Consider the following 13,198-nt stretch of genomic DNA (forward strand, 5'->3'; position numbering starts at 1 on the left):
CCCGCGACGGCCTAGCCTTCTCGACCCGCCGCGTCTTCCAAGTTCGGGGCGTTATCCGTATCAAAGCTGAAGATGTCCAGAAACTGCTTGGCGCGCTTGGTCTGGGGATTGTTAAAGAACTCGGCTGGCCGTGCCTCTTCCACGATCTTCCCCTCGTCCATGAACACCACACGATCGGCTACGGCTTCGGCGAACTGCATCTCATGGGTCACGATCACCATGGTCATGCCGGACTTGGCCAGCCCGGCTACCACGTCCAGCACTTCGCGGACCATCTCAGGATCCAGAGACGCCGTGATCTCATCCAGAAGGAGCACCTCGGGCTCCATCATGAGGGCGCGAACAATGGCAACGCGTTGCTTTTGCCCGCCGGAGAGCTGACTGGGATAGGAACTCGCGCGGTCGGCAAGTCCTACGCGCGCGAGTAATGTCTCGGCGCGATCAGTGGCCACCGCCTTGTTTTCCTTGCGGACCCTGAGTGGAGCAAGTAGCAGGTTGTCCATGATGGACAGGTGAGGGAATATCTCGTAGCTTTGGAAAACCATGCCCACGCGCTCGCGGACTTTGTCCCATGATTGGGATCCATCGCTGACCAGTTGGCCGGCCAGCGAAATCGAACCGTCCTGAATCTGCTCCAAACCATTGATGCAGCGAAGAAGCGTGGACTTCCCGCACCCGGATGGCCCAACAACCGCCACGATCTCACTACGAGCTACCGACAGGTCGATTCCACGCAGTACCAAGCGTTCGTCATCGTAAACCTTGACGATGTTTTCCAGTTCGAGCATCGGAGCTTGTACGTTCGGGTCTGTCATTTACTTACCCCACTTCTTCTCAAGTTTGCGAGCGGCTACCGAAAGCGGGTAGCAAATAATGAAATACAGGATGAAGATGACGCCGTAGATCCATAGTGCGGCATCCGGGAATTCGAAGCGATTGGCATCGATGATCTGCTGGCCAACCTTCAGTGCCTCCACAACACCGATGAGTGCCACGAGAGTGGTTGTCTTGATCATGCGGGTGGCAAGGTTGATGGACAGTGGTGCGAGGCGGCGGATCGTCTGCGGCAGGATGACGTAGCGATACTGCTGCGCGCGGGTTAAGCCGAGGGCTGCCGCGCTTTGGTATTGGTGTGCGGGGATGGACGTGAGCGCACCGCGCACCAAATCGCCCATCTCCGCCGCACCCCACAGGGTGAACACGATGATCGCTGAAATCTCACCGGTCAGGTTGATGCCGGTGCTACGCGCCAACCCGAAGTACACGATGAACAGCAGCACGAGCTGCGGCATGATCCGGATGAACTCGAGGTAGATACGCATGAGGAAGCGCACCACACGGTTCTGGGATGTCATGGCTATCCCAACGAATATGCCAATGACCATGCTGAAAATGAGCGAAATTCCGGCGATGCGAATCGTGATCCACAGGCCATACAGCAGCCGCGTAAAGTTCGTGCCCTCGAACAGGACGGTGATTCCCCAATCAGACATGACGCAGCCTCTTTTCCACGTGGCCAGCGATCAGTGAAATGGGGAGGAGGATGATCAGGTAGAAAACAACCAGCATCCCTAGTGCGATCCACGTGTTGTAGTCCGTGCCGATAATGTCCTTCGTGACGAACATGAGATCGGGGAGCGCGATGATGGACACCACCGAGGTCTCTTTGACGAGGAACACAATGTTTGCCGTGATTCCGGGCAAGGCCACTGCCAGAGCTTGCGGGAGCAGCACGTAGCGGATCGCCGTAGCCGTTTTCATCCCGAGGGACCGGGCCGATTCCATCTGGATCTTCTCCACCGAATCGAATCCTGATCGGAAGGCCTCGGCCATATAGGAGCCGCCGAGGAAGGCGAGCCCTACGATGGCGCATGTTTCTGATGACCAGACGATCCCGATTTTGGGCAGCCCGAAGTAGATGAAGAACAGCTGGACGAGAAGTGGAGTGTTCCGAGATAGCTCCACGTACGCGCCCACGATCTGCCGCGCCACCGGCACCCGCAGATACTGGATCAGGCTGCACACCAGCCCCAGTACGAGCGAGTAAACCGTCCCGAAGAACGCGATACGCAACGTTAAGAGTGTGGCGTCAAGATACCGTGGGAGGTACTCGACGATGATGTCAAAATCCATGAGATCCGATGAGTTGGGTGCGAGGCCTGATAAGCCCGGTTAAGACCTGATGACCTGATTAATTGGACTCAAACTCGCCGTTTTCGATGACCAGCTCGTCGGGGCTCACCTGATCGCCGTACACCGGGAGCAGCGTTGCCTCATACGCGTTGTGGAAGAAATCGGACGGAAGTTCCGTCAGCTCATTGTTGAGCCAATCGAGCAGATCCGTGTTGCCCTTCTTCACCGCCGCAGCAATGGTATCCGGGTCCCCGAGCGAGGTGATGCCCGTGGTGAAATCGTCGTGGTTCTGAGCCCAGGCGAGGCCCTCGGTATTGTCGGTCACCCACGCATCCCCGCGCCCATCGATCAGGGCGTTGGTTGCTTCCGTGTATTGTTCGTACTTCTGCACATCGGCATCTGGGAGGTTGGCATCCAGATAGGATTCGGCCGTGGTACCGCGCACGATGATGAGCTTCTGATCGGCCAACTGATCGGCATCCGTGATCTCATCGGCTACGGGGCTCACCACGCCCAGCGAAACTTCCATGTAGGGATTGGCGAAATCCACCTTCTCTGCGCGCTCGTCCGTCACGGTGAAGTTCGCGAGGATCACGTCCACCTTGTCCGATTCGAGGAATTCGACGCGCGCGGAGGCATCCACGGGCACCCACTCAGGTTCAACGCCAAGATCATCGGCGATCTGCTTACCGTATTCGATGTCATATCCAACGTATTCGCCCTCGGAATCAACGGAGCCGAACGGAGCCTTGTCCGAAAAGACGCCAAGGCGAATGCTGCCCGCATCCTGAATCTCTTCCACGGTGCGGCCGTTTGACCCGGAGGCAGATACCGAACCGGCGTCCGGCTCTTCCTCTGCAGCGCCGCAGGCCGAAAGCGCTAGGGCTGATACTGCTAGGCCGGCACCGAATGTGGCGAAACGAGAGAGTGTCATGGTGATTCCTTCGAGTGGTTGAGTAGGTGGTTCGGGAAAGCCCGTGGTTTCCGCATTGAGTTTTTTTGACGACGACGGCGAACGCAGTCAGCTTAAACCCTTATGTCACGTGGGGAATAGGACTTCAGTATGTGAGATGTGAGAGGTCGGTGCCAAGGCGCACGTGGCTGAACATCGCGGAGCGCTCGTCGTCGTCCAAATCACTTTCCAAACGACCCGATGGACTTGACCTTAAAGTTGAGCGGAATACACTCAACTTTAGAACGTTGTATTAAATGGTTATTGGATTACTGAGAAAGCCCTGAGGGGGACGGAAATGGACAAGCTAACAACGAAGTCGCAGGAGGCGCTGGCTGCCGCAATCAGCGCGGCCTCGGGGGCGGGCAACCCGCAGGTTGAACCCCTGCATCTTCTTGACGCTTTGCTGGATCAGCAGGGTGGGGTGGCCGTTGCGCTGCTGGACGCGATGGGGATTGATCGTGCGGATGTGACCAGCCGGACGAAGGCGGCCATCGCGGCTCTGCCGGGTGCCTCCGGTTCGTCGGTGAGCCAGCCGCAGGCCTCGCGCCCACTTTCGTTGGTGATCACGGACGCTGGCAAGGAAGCCACAGCGCTGGGCGATTCCTACATTTCAACAGAGCATCTGCTCATGGCCATCGCTCAATCCCAGAGTCAGGCTGGGGAGATTCTGCGTTCGGCTGGCGCATCGCGCGATCAGCTGGCGGCTGTGCTGCCAAATGTTCGCGGCAGCTCCAAGGTGGATTCCGCCGATCCGGAGGGAACCTTCAAGGCCCTCGAAAAGTACGGTACGGATCTGACGGACCTAGCCCGCGAGGGCAAGATGGACCCGGTGATCGGGCGCGACGCGGAGATTCGCCGCGTGGTTCAGGTGCTTTCGCGCCGTACCAAGAATAACCCGGTGCTGATTGGCGAACCCGGTGTGGGCAAGACAGCCGTTGTTGAGGGACTGGCCCAGCGAATGGTGGATGGTGACGTTCCCGAATCGCTTCGCGGCAAGCGCCTCGTGCAATTGGACGTGGCCTCCATGGTGGCCGGTGCGAAGTATCGCGGCGAATTCGAGGAGCGGCTGAAGGCAGTTCTTCAGGAGATTAAAGATTCTTCCGGTGAGGTTGTCACCTTCATCGATGAGCTTCACACCATTGTTGGTGCCGGCGGCGGGGCCGAAGGCGCTATGGACGCTGGCAACATGCTCAAGCCCATGCTGGCGCGCGGCGAACTGCGGCTGATCGGCGCAACAACGTTGGACGAGTACCGTGAGCGGATCGAAAAGGATCCCGCGTTGGAGCGGCGTTTCCAGCAGGTCTACGTTGGCGAGCCGTCCGTTGAGGACACCGTGGCGATTCTGCGTGGGATCGCGCCAAAGTACGAGGCTCACCACAAGGTAACCATCTCGGACGGGGCGCTTGTTGCCGCCGCCGAGCTGTCCAGCCGGTACATCCCGGACCGCCAGCTGCCGGACAAGGCCATCGATCTGGTGGATGAGGCGGCATCGCGGCTTCGCATGGAGTTGGATTCCTCCCCCGAGGAGATCGATGTTCTCCAGCGCCAAGTTAACCGGTTGAAGATGGAGGAATCCTATCTGGTTGATACGGACGTCGAGGATGATGCGGGGCGGGCGGACCGGTTGGAGAAGCTGCGCGCTGAGCTCGCGGACAAGTCCGAGGAGCTTTCGGCTCTCAACGCCAAATGGGAGGCCGAGAAGGCTGGCCGTAATCGCGTTGGTGACCTCCGCGTCAAGCTAGACGAGCTGCATACCGAACTTGAGCGCGCCGTGCGTGAGAGCCGATACGAGGATGCCGGACGCATCCAGAACGGTGACATCCCACGGATTCAGGCGGAGATCGAAGCGGCTGAGGCGGAGGAGGCCCGCGGCGGCAGTGCCGATACCGAGCCAATGATCGCCGATCATGTGGATGCCGATGAGATAGCTGAGGTAGTGTCCGCATGGACCGGCGTGCCCGTTGGCCGGCTGCTTCAGGGTGAAACCGAGAAGCTCCTGCACATGGAGGACGTGCTGGGTGAGCGCCTGATCGGCCAGAAGGCCGCCGTTCGCTCCGTCTCCGATGCCGTGCGCCGTTCGCGCGCCGGCGTTGCCGATCCGAACCGGCCCACCGGTTCGTTTATGTTCCTTGGGCCCACCGGTGTGGGTAAGACCGAGTTGGCTAAATCGTTGGCAGATTTCTTGTTCGACGACGAACGCGCCATGGTCCGCATCGACATGTCCGAGTACTCCGAGAAGCACACGGTCTCTCGGCTGGTCGGTGCTCCTCCCGGGTACGTGGGATATGAAGAGGGCGGCCAGCTCACCGAGGCGGTTCGGCGCCGGCCATACTCCGTCATCCTTCTCGACGAGGTGGAGAAGGCCCACCCTGACGTGTTCGACATTCTGTTGCAGGTGCTGGACGATGGCCGCTTGACCGATGGTCAGGGCCGCACCGTGGATTTCAAGAACACCATCTTGATTCTCACCTCGAACCTCGGCTCGCAGGCGCTGACCGATCCTACGCTGGACGATCATGACCGGCGTGAGACTGTCATGGCCGCCGTTCGCGCCGCCTTCAAGCCTGAGTTCATCAACAGGTTGGACGATGTGATCGTGTTTGATGCGCTCTCGATGGAGGAAATCGGGAAGATTGTTGATCTTCAGGTCGCGCAGTTGGCTGAACGGTTGGAGAATCGCCGCATCACGCTGGACGTGACGCCGGGCGCACGCGATTACCTCGCTATGGACGGCTACGATCCCAGCTACGGTGCACGGCCTTTGCGGCGGCTCATTCAGCGGGAGATCGGGGACCAGCTTGCTCGCATGCTGCTAGGCGGCGAGGTGCAGGATGGCGATACCGTTCAGGCCGATGTACGCGGGTTCTCTGCTGAAGACGTGGCCAATGCCGCGGAGTTCGGCGTGGCCAACGAATCAGGTCTGGAGCTGAGTGTGACACACCGCGAGTAAGCAGTACGAGGCGCAAAGGCAGGCCCCAGTCACGGTACTCGCCGCCCTGGCTGACGTACGATATGACAGTGGCGATTGCCGATGGTGACTGGGGGAGCGTACCTTGATTAATTTCTTGCGGGACTTGTCCAAGAAGGCTCAGGTGTGGCTGGTTGGCGTCATATGCTTTGCGATTATCGCCGTTCCAACCGCAATCTGGTTCGGCACAGCAGATGCGATATTTGAATCGCCGAAACAGGGTATCAGTGCATTCTTCGGTGTTGTGAGCTTTGCGGTTGTATGGCTTGGACTTGAGTATGTTGCTGAGCTAATCAAGGACAAGCGCCGTGATCGCCGCGATCGGCCCGGCTCCGGTCAAGGACGGAGCTAGCGGGACCTTCCCTACCATGGATGGTTCTTGGCTTACCGGGTAGAATGACTACACGATTTACGGGAGGTGGGTTGCCATGGAGAAGTTTGATATTGAGGACCGCTGGCCTGAACTCTTTGAACAGCTCGATGGGACTCAACGCAACGCCGTACGTCAGTCTCTGGCCGCCGGCTGGCACGAAGGATTCGAGCCCGCCCGCGAGGATGTAGAGAACCTGACGGACTACACCCGGGGCGCAATCGATTTCGACGAGTACGTGCGGCGAGCAGATGCCGCTGCACTCCGCTCAGTGGGTCTAGCTAGCGCTGATCGTTGAGATCGTGACGTCATTCGACACATGGGAATCGTACTTTTATCCTGAAACCTATGATTGGCACACTGGTCAGGGAGTGCTCCGCAACTTACTTGGTGAGCGTGATGCTGCTGCCCTCGCACGCCGCGAATACGTACGTACATCAGTTAGGGCGGAACAACTGCTCCTTGGCCTAGTGCCCATTTCGCGTACCTACGATTCCGCGCATATACGTTCAATACATTATTACTTGTTTCAGGATGTATACGAGTGGGCAGGTGATTTTCGCAATGTCGAGATCTCGAAGGGGATGAGCAACTTTGCTGATGCTGGTAGCGGTCAAATCAACCGGTATCTGGGAGACGCACACAAACTCATCATCGGCACGTCGTGGGACCGTCTTGACCGCGAAGCATTTGGAACTCTCGCAGCGACAGTGTTCGCCTACGTAAATCAAGCTCATCCGTTTCGCGAGGGTAATGGGCGCACGTCCAAAGTGTTCATGGAACACGTAGCGGAGCAGTCGAAGTTCGCCTTCGATTTCGCCCGCGTAACTCCCGAGGTGTGGAACAACGCGAGTATGTTGAGCGGCCCTGATCGTGGGCAATATGCGCCTGTGCCAGATTCACTTGTGTCAGTGTTCCAATCCATCGCCGTTGAGCGCACCAGCTGATCACCTCCGGCGCGATGCGTTAGCTCCTAGTCGCCCTTAGAGCCCGCGCATCTCCTCCGTTAGTGCCGGCCACTTTTCCTTGTGCTCCGCCCCGAAGGGCTCGATGCCAAGGAACACGCCAGCCTTACGGACCGTTGGGTCCACCCAGATAAAGGAGCCCGATTGGCCAAAGTGGCCGAAGGTGCGCGCTGAGAACTTCTTCCCTGTCCAGTGAGGCTGCTTGTGCCCACGGATTTCGAGGCCCAACCCCCAACGATTATCAGCCTGGCGCCCATACCCCGGGAGCACGCCTGAGAGGCGCGGGAATTGGACGGAGGTGGCCTCGCTGGCCATCATGGGGCTGATCAGGGACGGACGGAGGAGCTCGGCAGCGAAGAGCGAAAGATCCGCGACCGTTGAAAGCCCCGACGTTGCGGGAGAATCCGGCACCGTTGTGTCGCCCATTCCGAGTGGTTCCAGTACAGAGGATCGCAGCCACTCTTCCACGCTCAGCCCGAGGCACCCCGCCACCGCATCGCTCACCGTCTCGATGCCCAGGTTCGAATAGATACGCCGCTCGCCGGGCTTCGCCAGCCTCGCGCCCTGATCAAACGGCAGCCCAGAGGCGTGCGCCAGAAGATGCCGCACCGTTGAACCGGCAGGTCCGCAGGGATCTGCCAGCCCGATCACCTTGTTCTCTACCGCGATTAGTGTGCCCCAGGCCGCGAACAGCTTGGTGACTGACGCCAGCTGAAACACTCTGTCCAGCTGGCCGGACGAATGCGAGAGCTCACCGGAGGCCCCGTCCACAACTGCGAGTGCGTGTTCGAACGAAAATGCGTCCGTTTTGAGTGGAGAAGTTGGGGCGGGGGTGCCTGCTCCGCCGTCGTCGTCAAATGAATCGGAAGAAACCACGCACCTAGTGTGCCACCTTTTGACGTGAGGTGTGAGAACTCTTGAAGCTCGTGGGCACGGGGCCTGAGAACCAGACAGACTCACTATTGTACAGTAACGTACAAACATGTACTATTTTCCACATGTCAACGATTTCCGCCTCTCAAGCACGGCAAACACTTCCCGCCCAGCTTGATCGAGTGGAGGCCGGTGAGGAAGTGGCGATCTCGCGTCATGGGCGTGTAATAGCAGTTTTGGTGAGTCCGCAGTCCCTTCGAATGGCGCGGGCCAAGGACGCATGGGATCGCGCTGATCGCGTTGGCGAACTTCTGTCGCAAGGAAGTGCGCGCTCTCTCCCACTCCCGTCAATCACCGAAGAACGCGCTGAAGAGCTGAGCCGTGAGATCCGGACGGGCCGGACTGCCCGGTGAACGCACTCATTGCTTTTGATTCGGATGCACTTATCTATGCTGCGGTTCCCGGCCATGCTTTAGGGCAGCATGTTTTCGAACTGTTTGGCAATGATGAAGACTATGCCGGAATCGGCTCGGTCTTGCTCCTTCCCGAGATATTGACAAAACCTCTGCGGGATGACCCAGAATCTCAGGAAGTCGAGCTATTGGCGGGGTTGCTGGGGCGGCTGCGTCTGATCGCGTTTGACCAGACTGTTGCGCAGTTATCGGTTGGGTTGGCAACGAAATATGGGTTGCGCGCTGCTGATGCAGCACATCTGGCGACGGCTGTGTTCGCCGGTGCGGATCTGTTTATCACCAACAATCGGAAGGATTTTCCGAAACGGATATCGGAAATCGACATTGTGTATCCCGATGAGCTTCCGGCTGTGCTACAGAACTAAGCCGTGGGCATATTTCCGCGAAAAATCGCCCCAAATTGAGCGCACGATCATACCTTTTGCCGGCGATACGCAAGTAAGCTGAAGCTATGACACGAGTAATTAAGAACTGGCTCACCGATATGGACGGTGTCCTCATCCATGAGGAGAATGCGCTTCCCGGGGCTAACGAGTTCCTGACCACTCTTCAAGAGAAGGAAATTCCCTTCCTTGTTCTCACCAACAATTCGATCTACACCCCTCGTGACCTTTCGGCGCGCCTCGAATCGGCGGGCCTGAATGTCCCGGAGGAGAATATCTGGACCTCTGCGCTGGCAACGGCCACCTTCCTTGCCCCGCAAACTGAATCGCGCCGCGCCTACGTTGTGGGCGAAGCCGGCCTCACCACGGCCATGTACGAATCCGGGTTCGTGATGACCAACGATCATCCTGAAATCGTGGTACTTGGCGAAACCCGCACCTATTCGATCGATGCCCTCACCACGGCGATCCGCCTCATCGATAACGGCGCCCGATTCATCGCCACCAACCCGGACGTGACCGGTCCATCGGCGCTTGGTGCGATCCCGGCAACGGGCGCAGTGGCCGCGATGATCACCGCGGCAACCGGCAAGGAGCCCTACTACGTGGGTAAGCCCAACCCGGTGATGCTCCGCATGGGACTCAACAGGATCGATGCCCATTCCGAAGAGACCGCGCTGGTTGGCGATCGGATGGATACGGACATCTTGGCCGGCATGGAATCCGGGCTTCAAACGCACCTTGTGCTATCCGGCTCCACCAAGGAAAAGAACATCAAGAAGTACCCGTTCCGCCCCGATTACGTACACAACGGCATTGGCAACATTGCCGAGCGGCTGTGGCTGGAGCAGATGGGGCACAAGCTCGATAAGTAGGGCGGAAGCAAGCGGGGCATCGCTGGGTTTAGCCGGCGAAGTGCCCGCTGAGAAGGAGGATTTGCAGCTTGGCGCCGCCGGAAATCTGCTTCTGGCGGCCGATCACATCGAAGCCGCAATCCTCAAATACGCGCAGGGCCCGAGTGTTGAACTCGGGGATCTCCGCCGTCACGGTTGTCACCTCGGGGTGCAGTTCGCGCAGGCGCAGCAGGCACGCGGTGAGGAAACCGGCGCCTGTTCCCTGATCGGTCAGGTCCGGATGCAACCCCAACGAAATGTCCGCGCTGATGCCTGAGCCGTCCGCGGTTTCGGCCAGCTCGGACCGGAAAAAGCCAGCCACCAGACCACCGATCTTGGCCTGCTGGAAAACTCCCGGCCAGCGCTCGGGGTTCGTGAAATCCTCGTACGTCTGCGCGTTCGCCGCCGGATTGAAAAAATCGTAGGGCGCCTCGTACCGCCACCCGTCCGCGATGCGTAGCGCCGCTGGTGCGCTCATGCTGGCAAATGAGTAATCCGGCATGGTACCTTCTTCGTTTTCTACGGTTTGATGTGTGAGCGGTTCGTGGGGGACTATGGGTTTTCTACAGATCGTTGAGTTCGACGACGACGGGCACATGATCCGATGCACCCTTTCCCTTACGCTCATTGCGGTCAATGTGTGCTGCTGCAACCCGATCCGCTACGGCAGGGGCGGCCCAAGCGAAATCGATGCGCATGCCTTCATTCTTGGGGAAGCGTAGCTTCTGGTAATCCCAGAAGGTGTAATCGGCTCCATCTGCATCACGGGTGATTTCCCGCAGCCCAGTGGTTCCGAAGGCGTTGAATGCGGCGCGCTCCAAATCGCTGACGTACAGGCCATCCTCAAACACCGAAACGTCCCACACATCGTGATCCAAAGGGGCCACGTTCCAATCTCCCGCCAGGAACACGTTCTTGTTGTCAGCCAGCCAGCCGGCCGCCGCAGCGTTGAGCTTTTCCAAGAACGTGAGCTTATAGCGGTAATGCGGATCTGCTGTGGCCCGGCCATTGGGAACATACAGGCTCCACACATCGATCCCGCCACACGTGGCTCCGATGGCGCGGGCCTCCACCACGGGATCCGATAGGAGGGCGCCTGCGGCATCTTCTTTGGCGAATCCGGGCTGGCCGGGGAAGGATGTCTGGATGTTATCGAGGCCAACTCGGGAGATGATGGCCACGCCGTTCCACTGGTTGAGCCCGGCTGCTGCCACCTCATATCCTGCTTCCTCAAACGCGGCCACGGGGAACTGTTCGGGCTTGCACTTGGTTTCTTGGAGCAACAGGACGTCCAGGTCCCAGCGCTCCAGCACGCCCAGTGCGCGTTCGGCGCGGGCCCGAATGGAGTTAATGTTCCACGTTGCGATCCTCATGGGGCAAGCCTAGCCGTGCGGTAGCGCGATTGTCCCTTCGGGTCACGCCGGAGTGGGGACAGAATCCTTGGTGGCGGGACCAACCCGTTAGGCTGGGGCATATGGGAACTGCACTCATCACAGGAGCGAGCTCAGGGCTTGGGCTCGAAATAGCGTGGGAGCTGGCCGCAGAAGGCAATGATCTGGTGCTGGTGGCTCGCAACGCTGATCGCCTCGCCGCGATTGCCGAACAGATGCGGCAGATCGCCAATGTTCGGGTGGAAGTCCTGCCCGCCGATCTCTCTACGGAGGCGGGTGCGCTTGCGGTGGCAGATCGCGTATCCAGCGCCTCTCGCCCGATCGGTCTTCTGGTGAATAACGCGGGATTTGGACTTGGGCAAGGATTTGTAGGTGGCGGCTTGGACCGTGAGCTGGAAGGGTTGGACACCATGGTTCGCTCGGTTCTCATCACGTGCCACGCCGCCGCAGCCACCATGACCCAGCGCGGATATGGCGGGATCCTCAACGTTGCCTCCATGACAGCGCTCACCGCACAGGGAACGTATTCGGCGCACAAAGCCTGGGTTCGCACGTTCACTGAGGGGCTTGCGGCAAGCCTTGAGGGCACTGGTGTGAACGCCACAGTCGTGTGCCCGGGTCTTATCCATTCAGAGTTCCACGAGCGATCACACGTGGATTCCTCACAGTGGCCAGCCGTTGCGTTCTCCAAGCCGTCAACCATCGCGAGGGCTGCTGTCGAGGCGGTGCGGCGTGGGCATGTGGTGGTCACACCAACGGTGCGCTACAGGGTTGCCGCCGGGCTGCTCCGTATGGCGCCGCGTTCGCTGGTACGCCGGTTTGCGGGTCCCGGCCTCTCAGGACGGGAGTAGCTGCAAGCATGCGTGAGGGATCTAAGGAACCGGCAGCAGAGTCCGAGAATCACCGAACCACAGCGGCGCCCGGACCCGACCTGCGTCCGTTGGGCGTGGGCGGCGATGCGTCACCTTCGTTGGGCGCCACACCGCTGGTTCCCCTAGATCTGGGAGAGGTCCACGGGGCTGAGGGAGTGGTAGGTGGGCACAGCCTCCTGCCTGGGCCGCCACGTCATGTAGATCCGGCGAAGGCGCGCGCAGTTCGCACACGGCTGGATCCGGTTGCTCATTGGGACGCGGTTGTTGCCTGCGCAACGGGACAGGGCGCCGAAAACAGCCCGCTGGTTGATGGCGCGGTTCATGTGTTCTTGAATTCGGGCGCCCTAGTTCGGCAGCTGGGAGGGCCCGCCCCGGCCAAGAGCGCCGGTCTGGACATTCGCAAGGCTCGGCTGGTGAGCTTGCTCAATGACGGACTGCAAGCCGGCGCGAGCTGCGCGGGCTTTTGGCTCTACGGGCTGGGGGCAGAACCAGCATTCTTACCGGCGCGGGATTTGGCACCGATGGCCGAGACTCTCAATTCGATTGTCATCTTGGCCAAGGCCGCATCGGGGGCCATCAGTGCTGAGGACGCCACGGCGCAGCTCGCCAAGCGCACCTTCTTCTACAGTGCGCAGGCTGATCGGGCGGCCGCTGGTGCCTGGACTCAACTATTTCTCTCTCCCGTGCATCTGCTCCGCTCAGGCCACTCGGGCAATGCGGCAACCGCCACGCTTTCTGACCTGATGGATAGAATCCACGAACAGCAGGCCCTAGCCGAGACCTCTACGCCGGGCTCAGAACCGCCTGAGGACACGGTTCGCGGCTCCGGCGTGATCATCGAACCCGGCACGGGTTATGAGCTCCGTGTACCGGCAATCGGAACCTCGTCCAGCTAAACACGGCGCTTCTCAACAAGGCGCTT

At 59.7% G+C, this 13,198-nt stretch carries 16 protein-coding genes; 9 read left to right on the top strand and 7 right to left on the bottom strand.

Annotated elements, in window-relative coordinates:
• Window positions 1-11: 11 nt before the first annotated feature.
• Genes ACTHV6_RS04655 through ACTHV6_RS04670 form a run of 4 tightly spaced genes read right to left on the bottom strand, consistent with a single transcriptional unit; the run spans window position 12 to window position 3,067 of the window.
• Window positions 12-815 carry an amino acid ABC transporter ATP-binding protein gene (locus tag ACTHV6_RS04655; RefSeq protein ID WP_441386111.1) on the bottom strand — a complete coding sequence of 268 codons (804 nt, stop codon included), beginning with the start codon at window positions 813-815 and terminating at the stop codon, window positions 12-14.
• Window positions 816-1,493 (bottom strand): amino acid ABC transporter permease, encoded by a 678-nt coding sequence (locus ACTHV6_RS04660; RefSeq protein WP_441386112.1) that lies wholly within the window; start codon window positions 1,491-1,493, stop codon window positions 816-818.
• Window positions 1,486-2,133, bottom strand: coding sequence for an amino acid ABC transporter permease (locus ACTHV6_RS04665; RefSeq protein ID WP_441386113.1), 648 nt, complete (start codon window positions 2,131-2,133; stop codon window positions 1,486-1,488). The genes ACTHV6_RS04660 and ACTHV6_RS04665 overlap by 8 nt, the downstream gene beginning before the upstream one ends.
• Before the next feature lie 58 nt (window positions 2,134-2,191).
• Window positions 2,192-3,067: a transporter substrate-binding domain-containing protein gene (locus tag ACTHV6_RS04670; protein WP_441386114.1), complete on the bottom strand. Its 876-nt coding sequence runs from the start codon at window positions 3,065-3,067 to the stop codon at window positions 2,192-2,194.
• Between the two features lie 316 nt (window positions 3,068-3,383).
• On the opposite strand from ACTHV6_RS04670, the gene clpB reads away from it, so the two are divergent.
• The 4 genes from clpB (at window position 3,384) to ACTHV6_RS04690 (ending at window position 7,373) form a co-directional block, all read left to right on the top strand.
• Window positions 3,384-6,038: an ATP-dependent chaperone ClpB gene (gene clpB, locus ACTHV6_RS04675; protein WP_441386115.1), complete on the top strand. Its 2,655-nt coding sequence runs from the start codon at window positions 3,384-3,386 to the stop codon at window positions 6,036-6,038.
• A 103-nt stretch (window positions 6,039-6,141) separates the two neighbouring features.
• On the top strand, window positions 6,142-6,408 hold the full coding sequence (locus ACTHV6_RS04680; protein WP_441386116.1) for a hypothetical protein: 267 nt from the start codon (window positions 6,142-6,144) through the stop codon (window positions 6,406-6,408).
• Window positions 6,409-6,484: 76 nt separating this feature from the next.
• Window positions 6,485-6,724 (top strand): hypothetical protein, encoded by a 240-nt coding sequence (locus ACTHV6_RS04685; protein WP_441386118.1) that lies wholly within the window; start codon window positions 6,485-6,487, stop codon window positions 6,722-6,724.
• Window positions 6,725-6,728: 4 nt separating this feature from the next.
• On the top strand, window positions 6,729-7,373 hold the full coding sequence (locus ACTHV6_RS04690; RefSeq protein WP_441386119.1) for a Fic/DOC family protein: 645 nt from the start codon (window positions 6,729-6,731) through the stop codon (window positions 7,371-7,373).
• A gap of 36 nt (window positions 7,374-7,409) precedes the next feature.
• Here ACTHV6_RS04690 and ACTHV6_RS04695 read toward each other — a convergent pair whose 3' ends face one another.
• Window positions 7,410-8,267 (bottom strand): serine hydrolase domain-containing protein, encoded by an 858-nt coding sequence (locus ACTHV6_RS04695; RefSeq protein WP_441386120.1) that lies wholly within the window; start codon window positions 8,265-8,267, stop codon window positions 7,410-7,412.
• A 122-nt stretch (window positions 8,268-8,389) separates the two neighbouring features.
• On the opposite strand from ACTHV6_RS04695, the gene ACTHV6_RS04700 reads away from it, so the two are divergent.
• The 3 genes from ACTHV6_RS04700 to ACTHV6_RS04710 all read left to right on the top strand — a co-directional run bounded on the left by ACTHV6_RS04700 (window position 8,390) and on the right by ACTHV6_RS04710 (window position 9,995).
• Entirely contained in the window at window positions 8,390-8,677 is a 288-nt protein-coding gene (locus ACTHV6_RS04700; RefSeq protein WP_441386121.1) for a type II toxin-antitoxin system Phd/YefM family antitoxin, read from the top strand.
• The gene (locus tag ACTHV6_RS04705; RefSeq protein WP_441386122.1) at window positions 8,674-9,102 is read left to right on the top strand and encodes a PIN domain-containing protein; all 429 of its coding nucleotides are present in this window, start codon (window positions 8,674-8,676) and stop codon (window positions 9,100-9,102) included. The genes ACTHV6_RS04700 and ACTHV6_RS04705 overlap by 4 nt, the downstream gene beginning before the upstream one ends.
• Window positions 9,103-9,188: 86 nt before the next feature.
• Complete coding sequence (locus tag ACTHV6_RS04710; RefSeq protein ID WP_441386123.1) at window positions 9,189-9,995, top strand: HAD-IIA family hydrolase; 807 nt, start codon at window positions 9,189-9,191, stop codon at window positions 9,993-9,995.
• A 28-nt stretch (window positions 9,996-10,023) separates the two neighbouring features.
• On the opposite strand, the gene ACTHV6_RS04715 is transcribed toward ACTHV6_RS04710, so the two are convergent.
• On the bottom strand, window positions 10,024-10,515 hold the full coding sequence (locus tag ACTHV6_RS04715) for a GNAT family N-acetyltransferase (protein ID WP_441386124.1): 492 nt from the start codon (window positions 10,513-10,515) through the stop codon (window positions 10,024-10,026).
• Between the two features lie 61 nt (window positions 10,516-10,576).
• A complete protein-coding gene (locus tag ACTHV6_RS04720; RefSeq protein WP_441386125.1) occupies window positions 10,577-11,386 on the bottom strand; it encodes an exodeoxyribonuclease III in 810 nt (269 codons plus the stop codon).
• Between the two features lie 101 nt (window positions 11,387-11,487).
• Here ACTHV6_RS04720 and ACTHV6_RS04725 point away from each other — a divergent pair, with 101 nt between their 5' ends.
• Window positions 11,488-12,255 carry an SDR family NAD(P)-dependent oxidoreductase gene (locus ACTHV6_RS04725; protein ID WP_441386126.1) on the top strand — a complete coding sequence of 256 codons (768 nt, stop codon included), beginning with the start codon at window positions 11,488-11,490 and terminating at the stop codon, window positions 12,253-12,255.
• Between the two features lie 8 nt (window positions 12,256-12,263).
• Window positions 12,264-13,172 (top strand): hypothetical protein, encoded by a 909-nt coding sequence (locus ACTHV6_RS04730; RefSeq protein ID WP_441386127.1) that lies wholly within the window; start codon window positions 12,264-12,266, stop codon window positions 13,170-13,172.
• The last annotated feature ends 26 nt before the right edge of the window (window positions 13,173-13,198 follow it).

This window comes from Ancrocorticia sp., assembly GCF_052089425.1.
Taxonomy (GTDB): domain Bacteria; phylum Actinomycetota; class Actinomycetes; order Actinomycetales; family Actinomycetaceae; genus Ancrocorticia.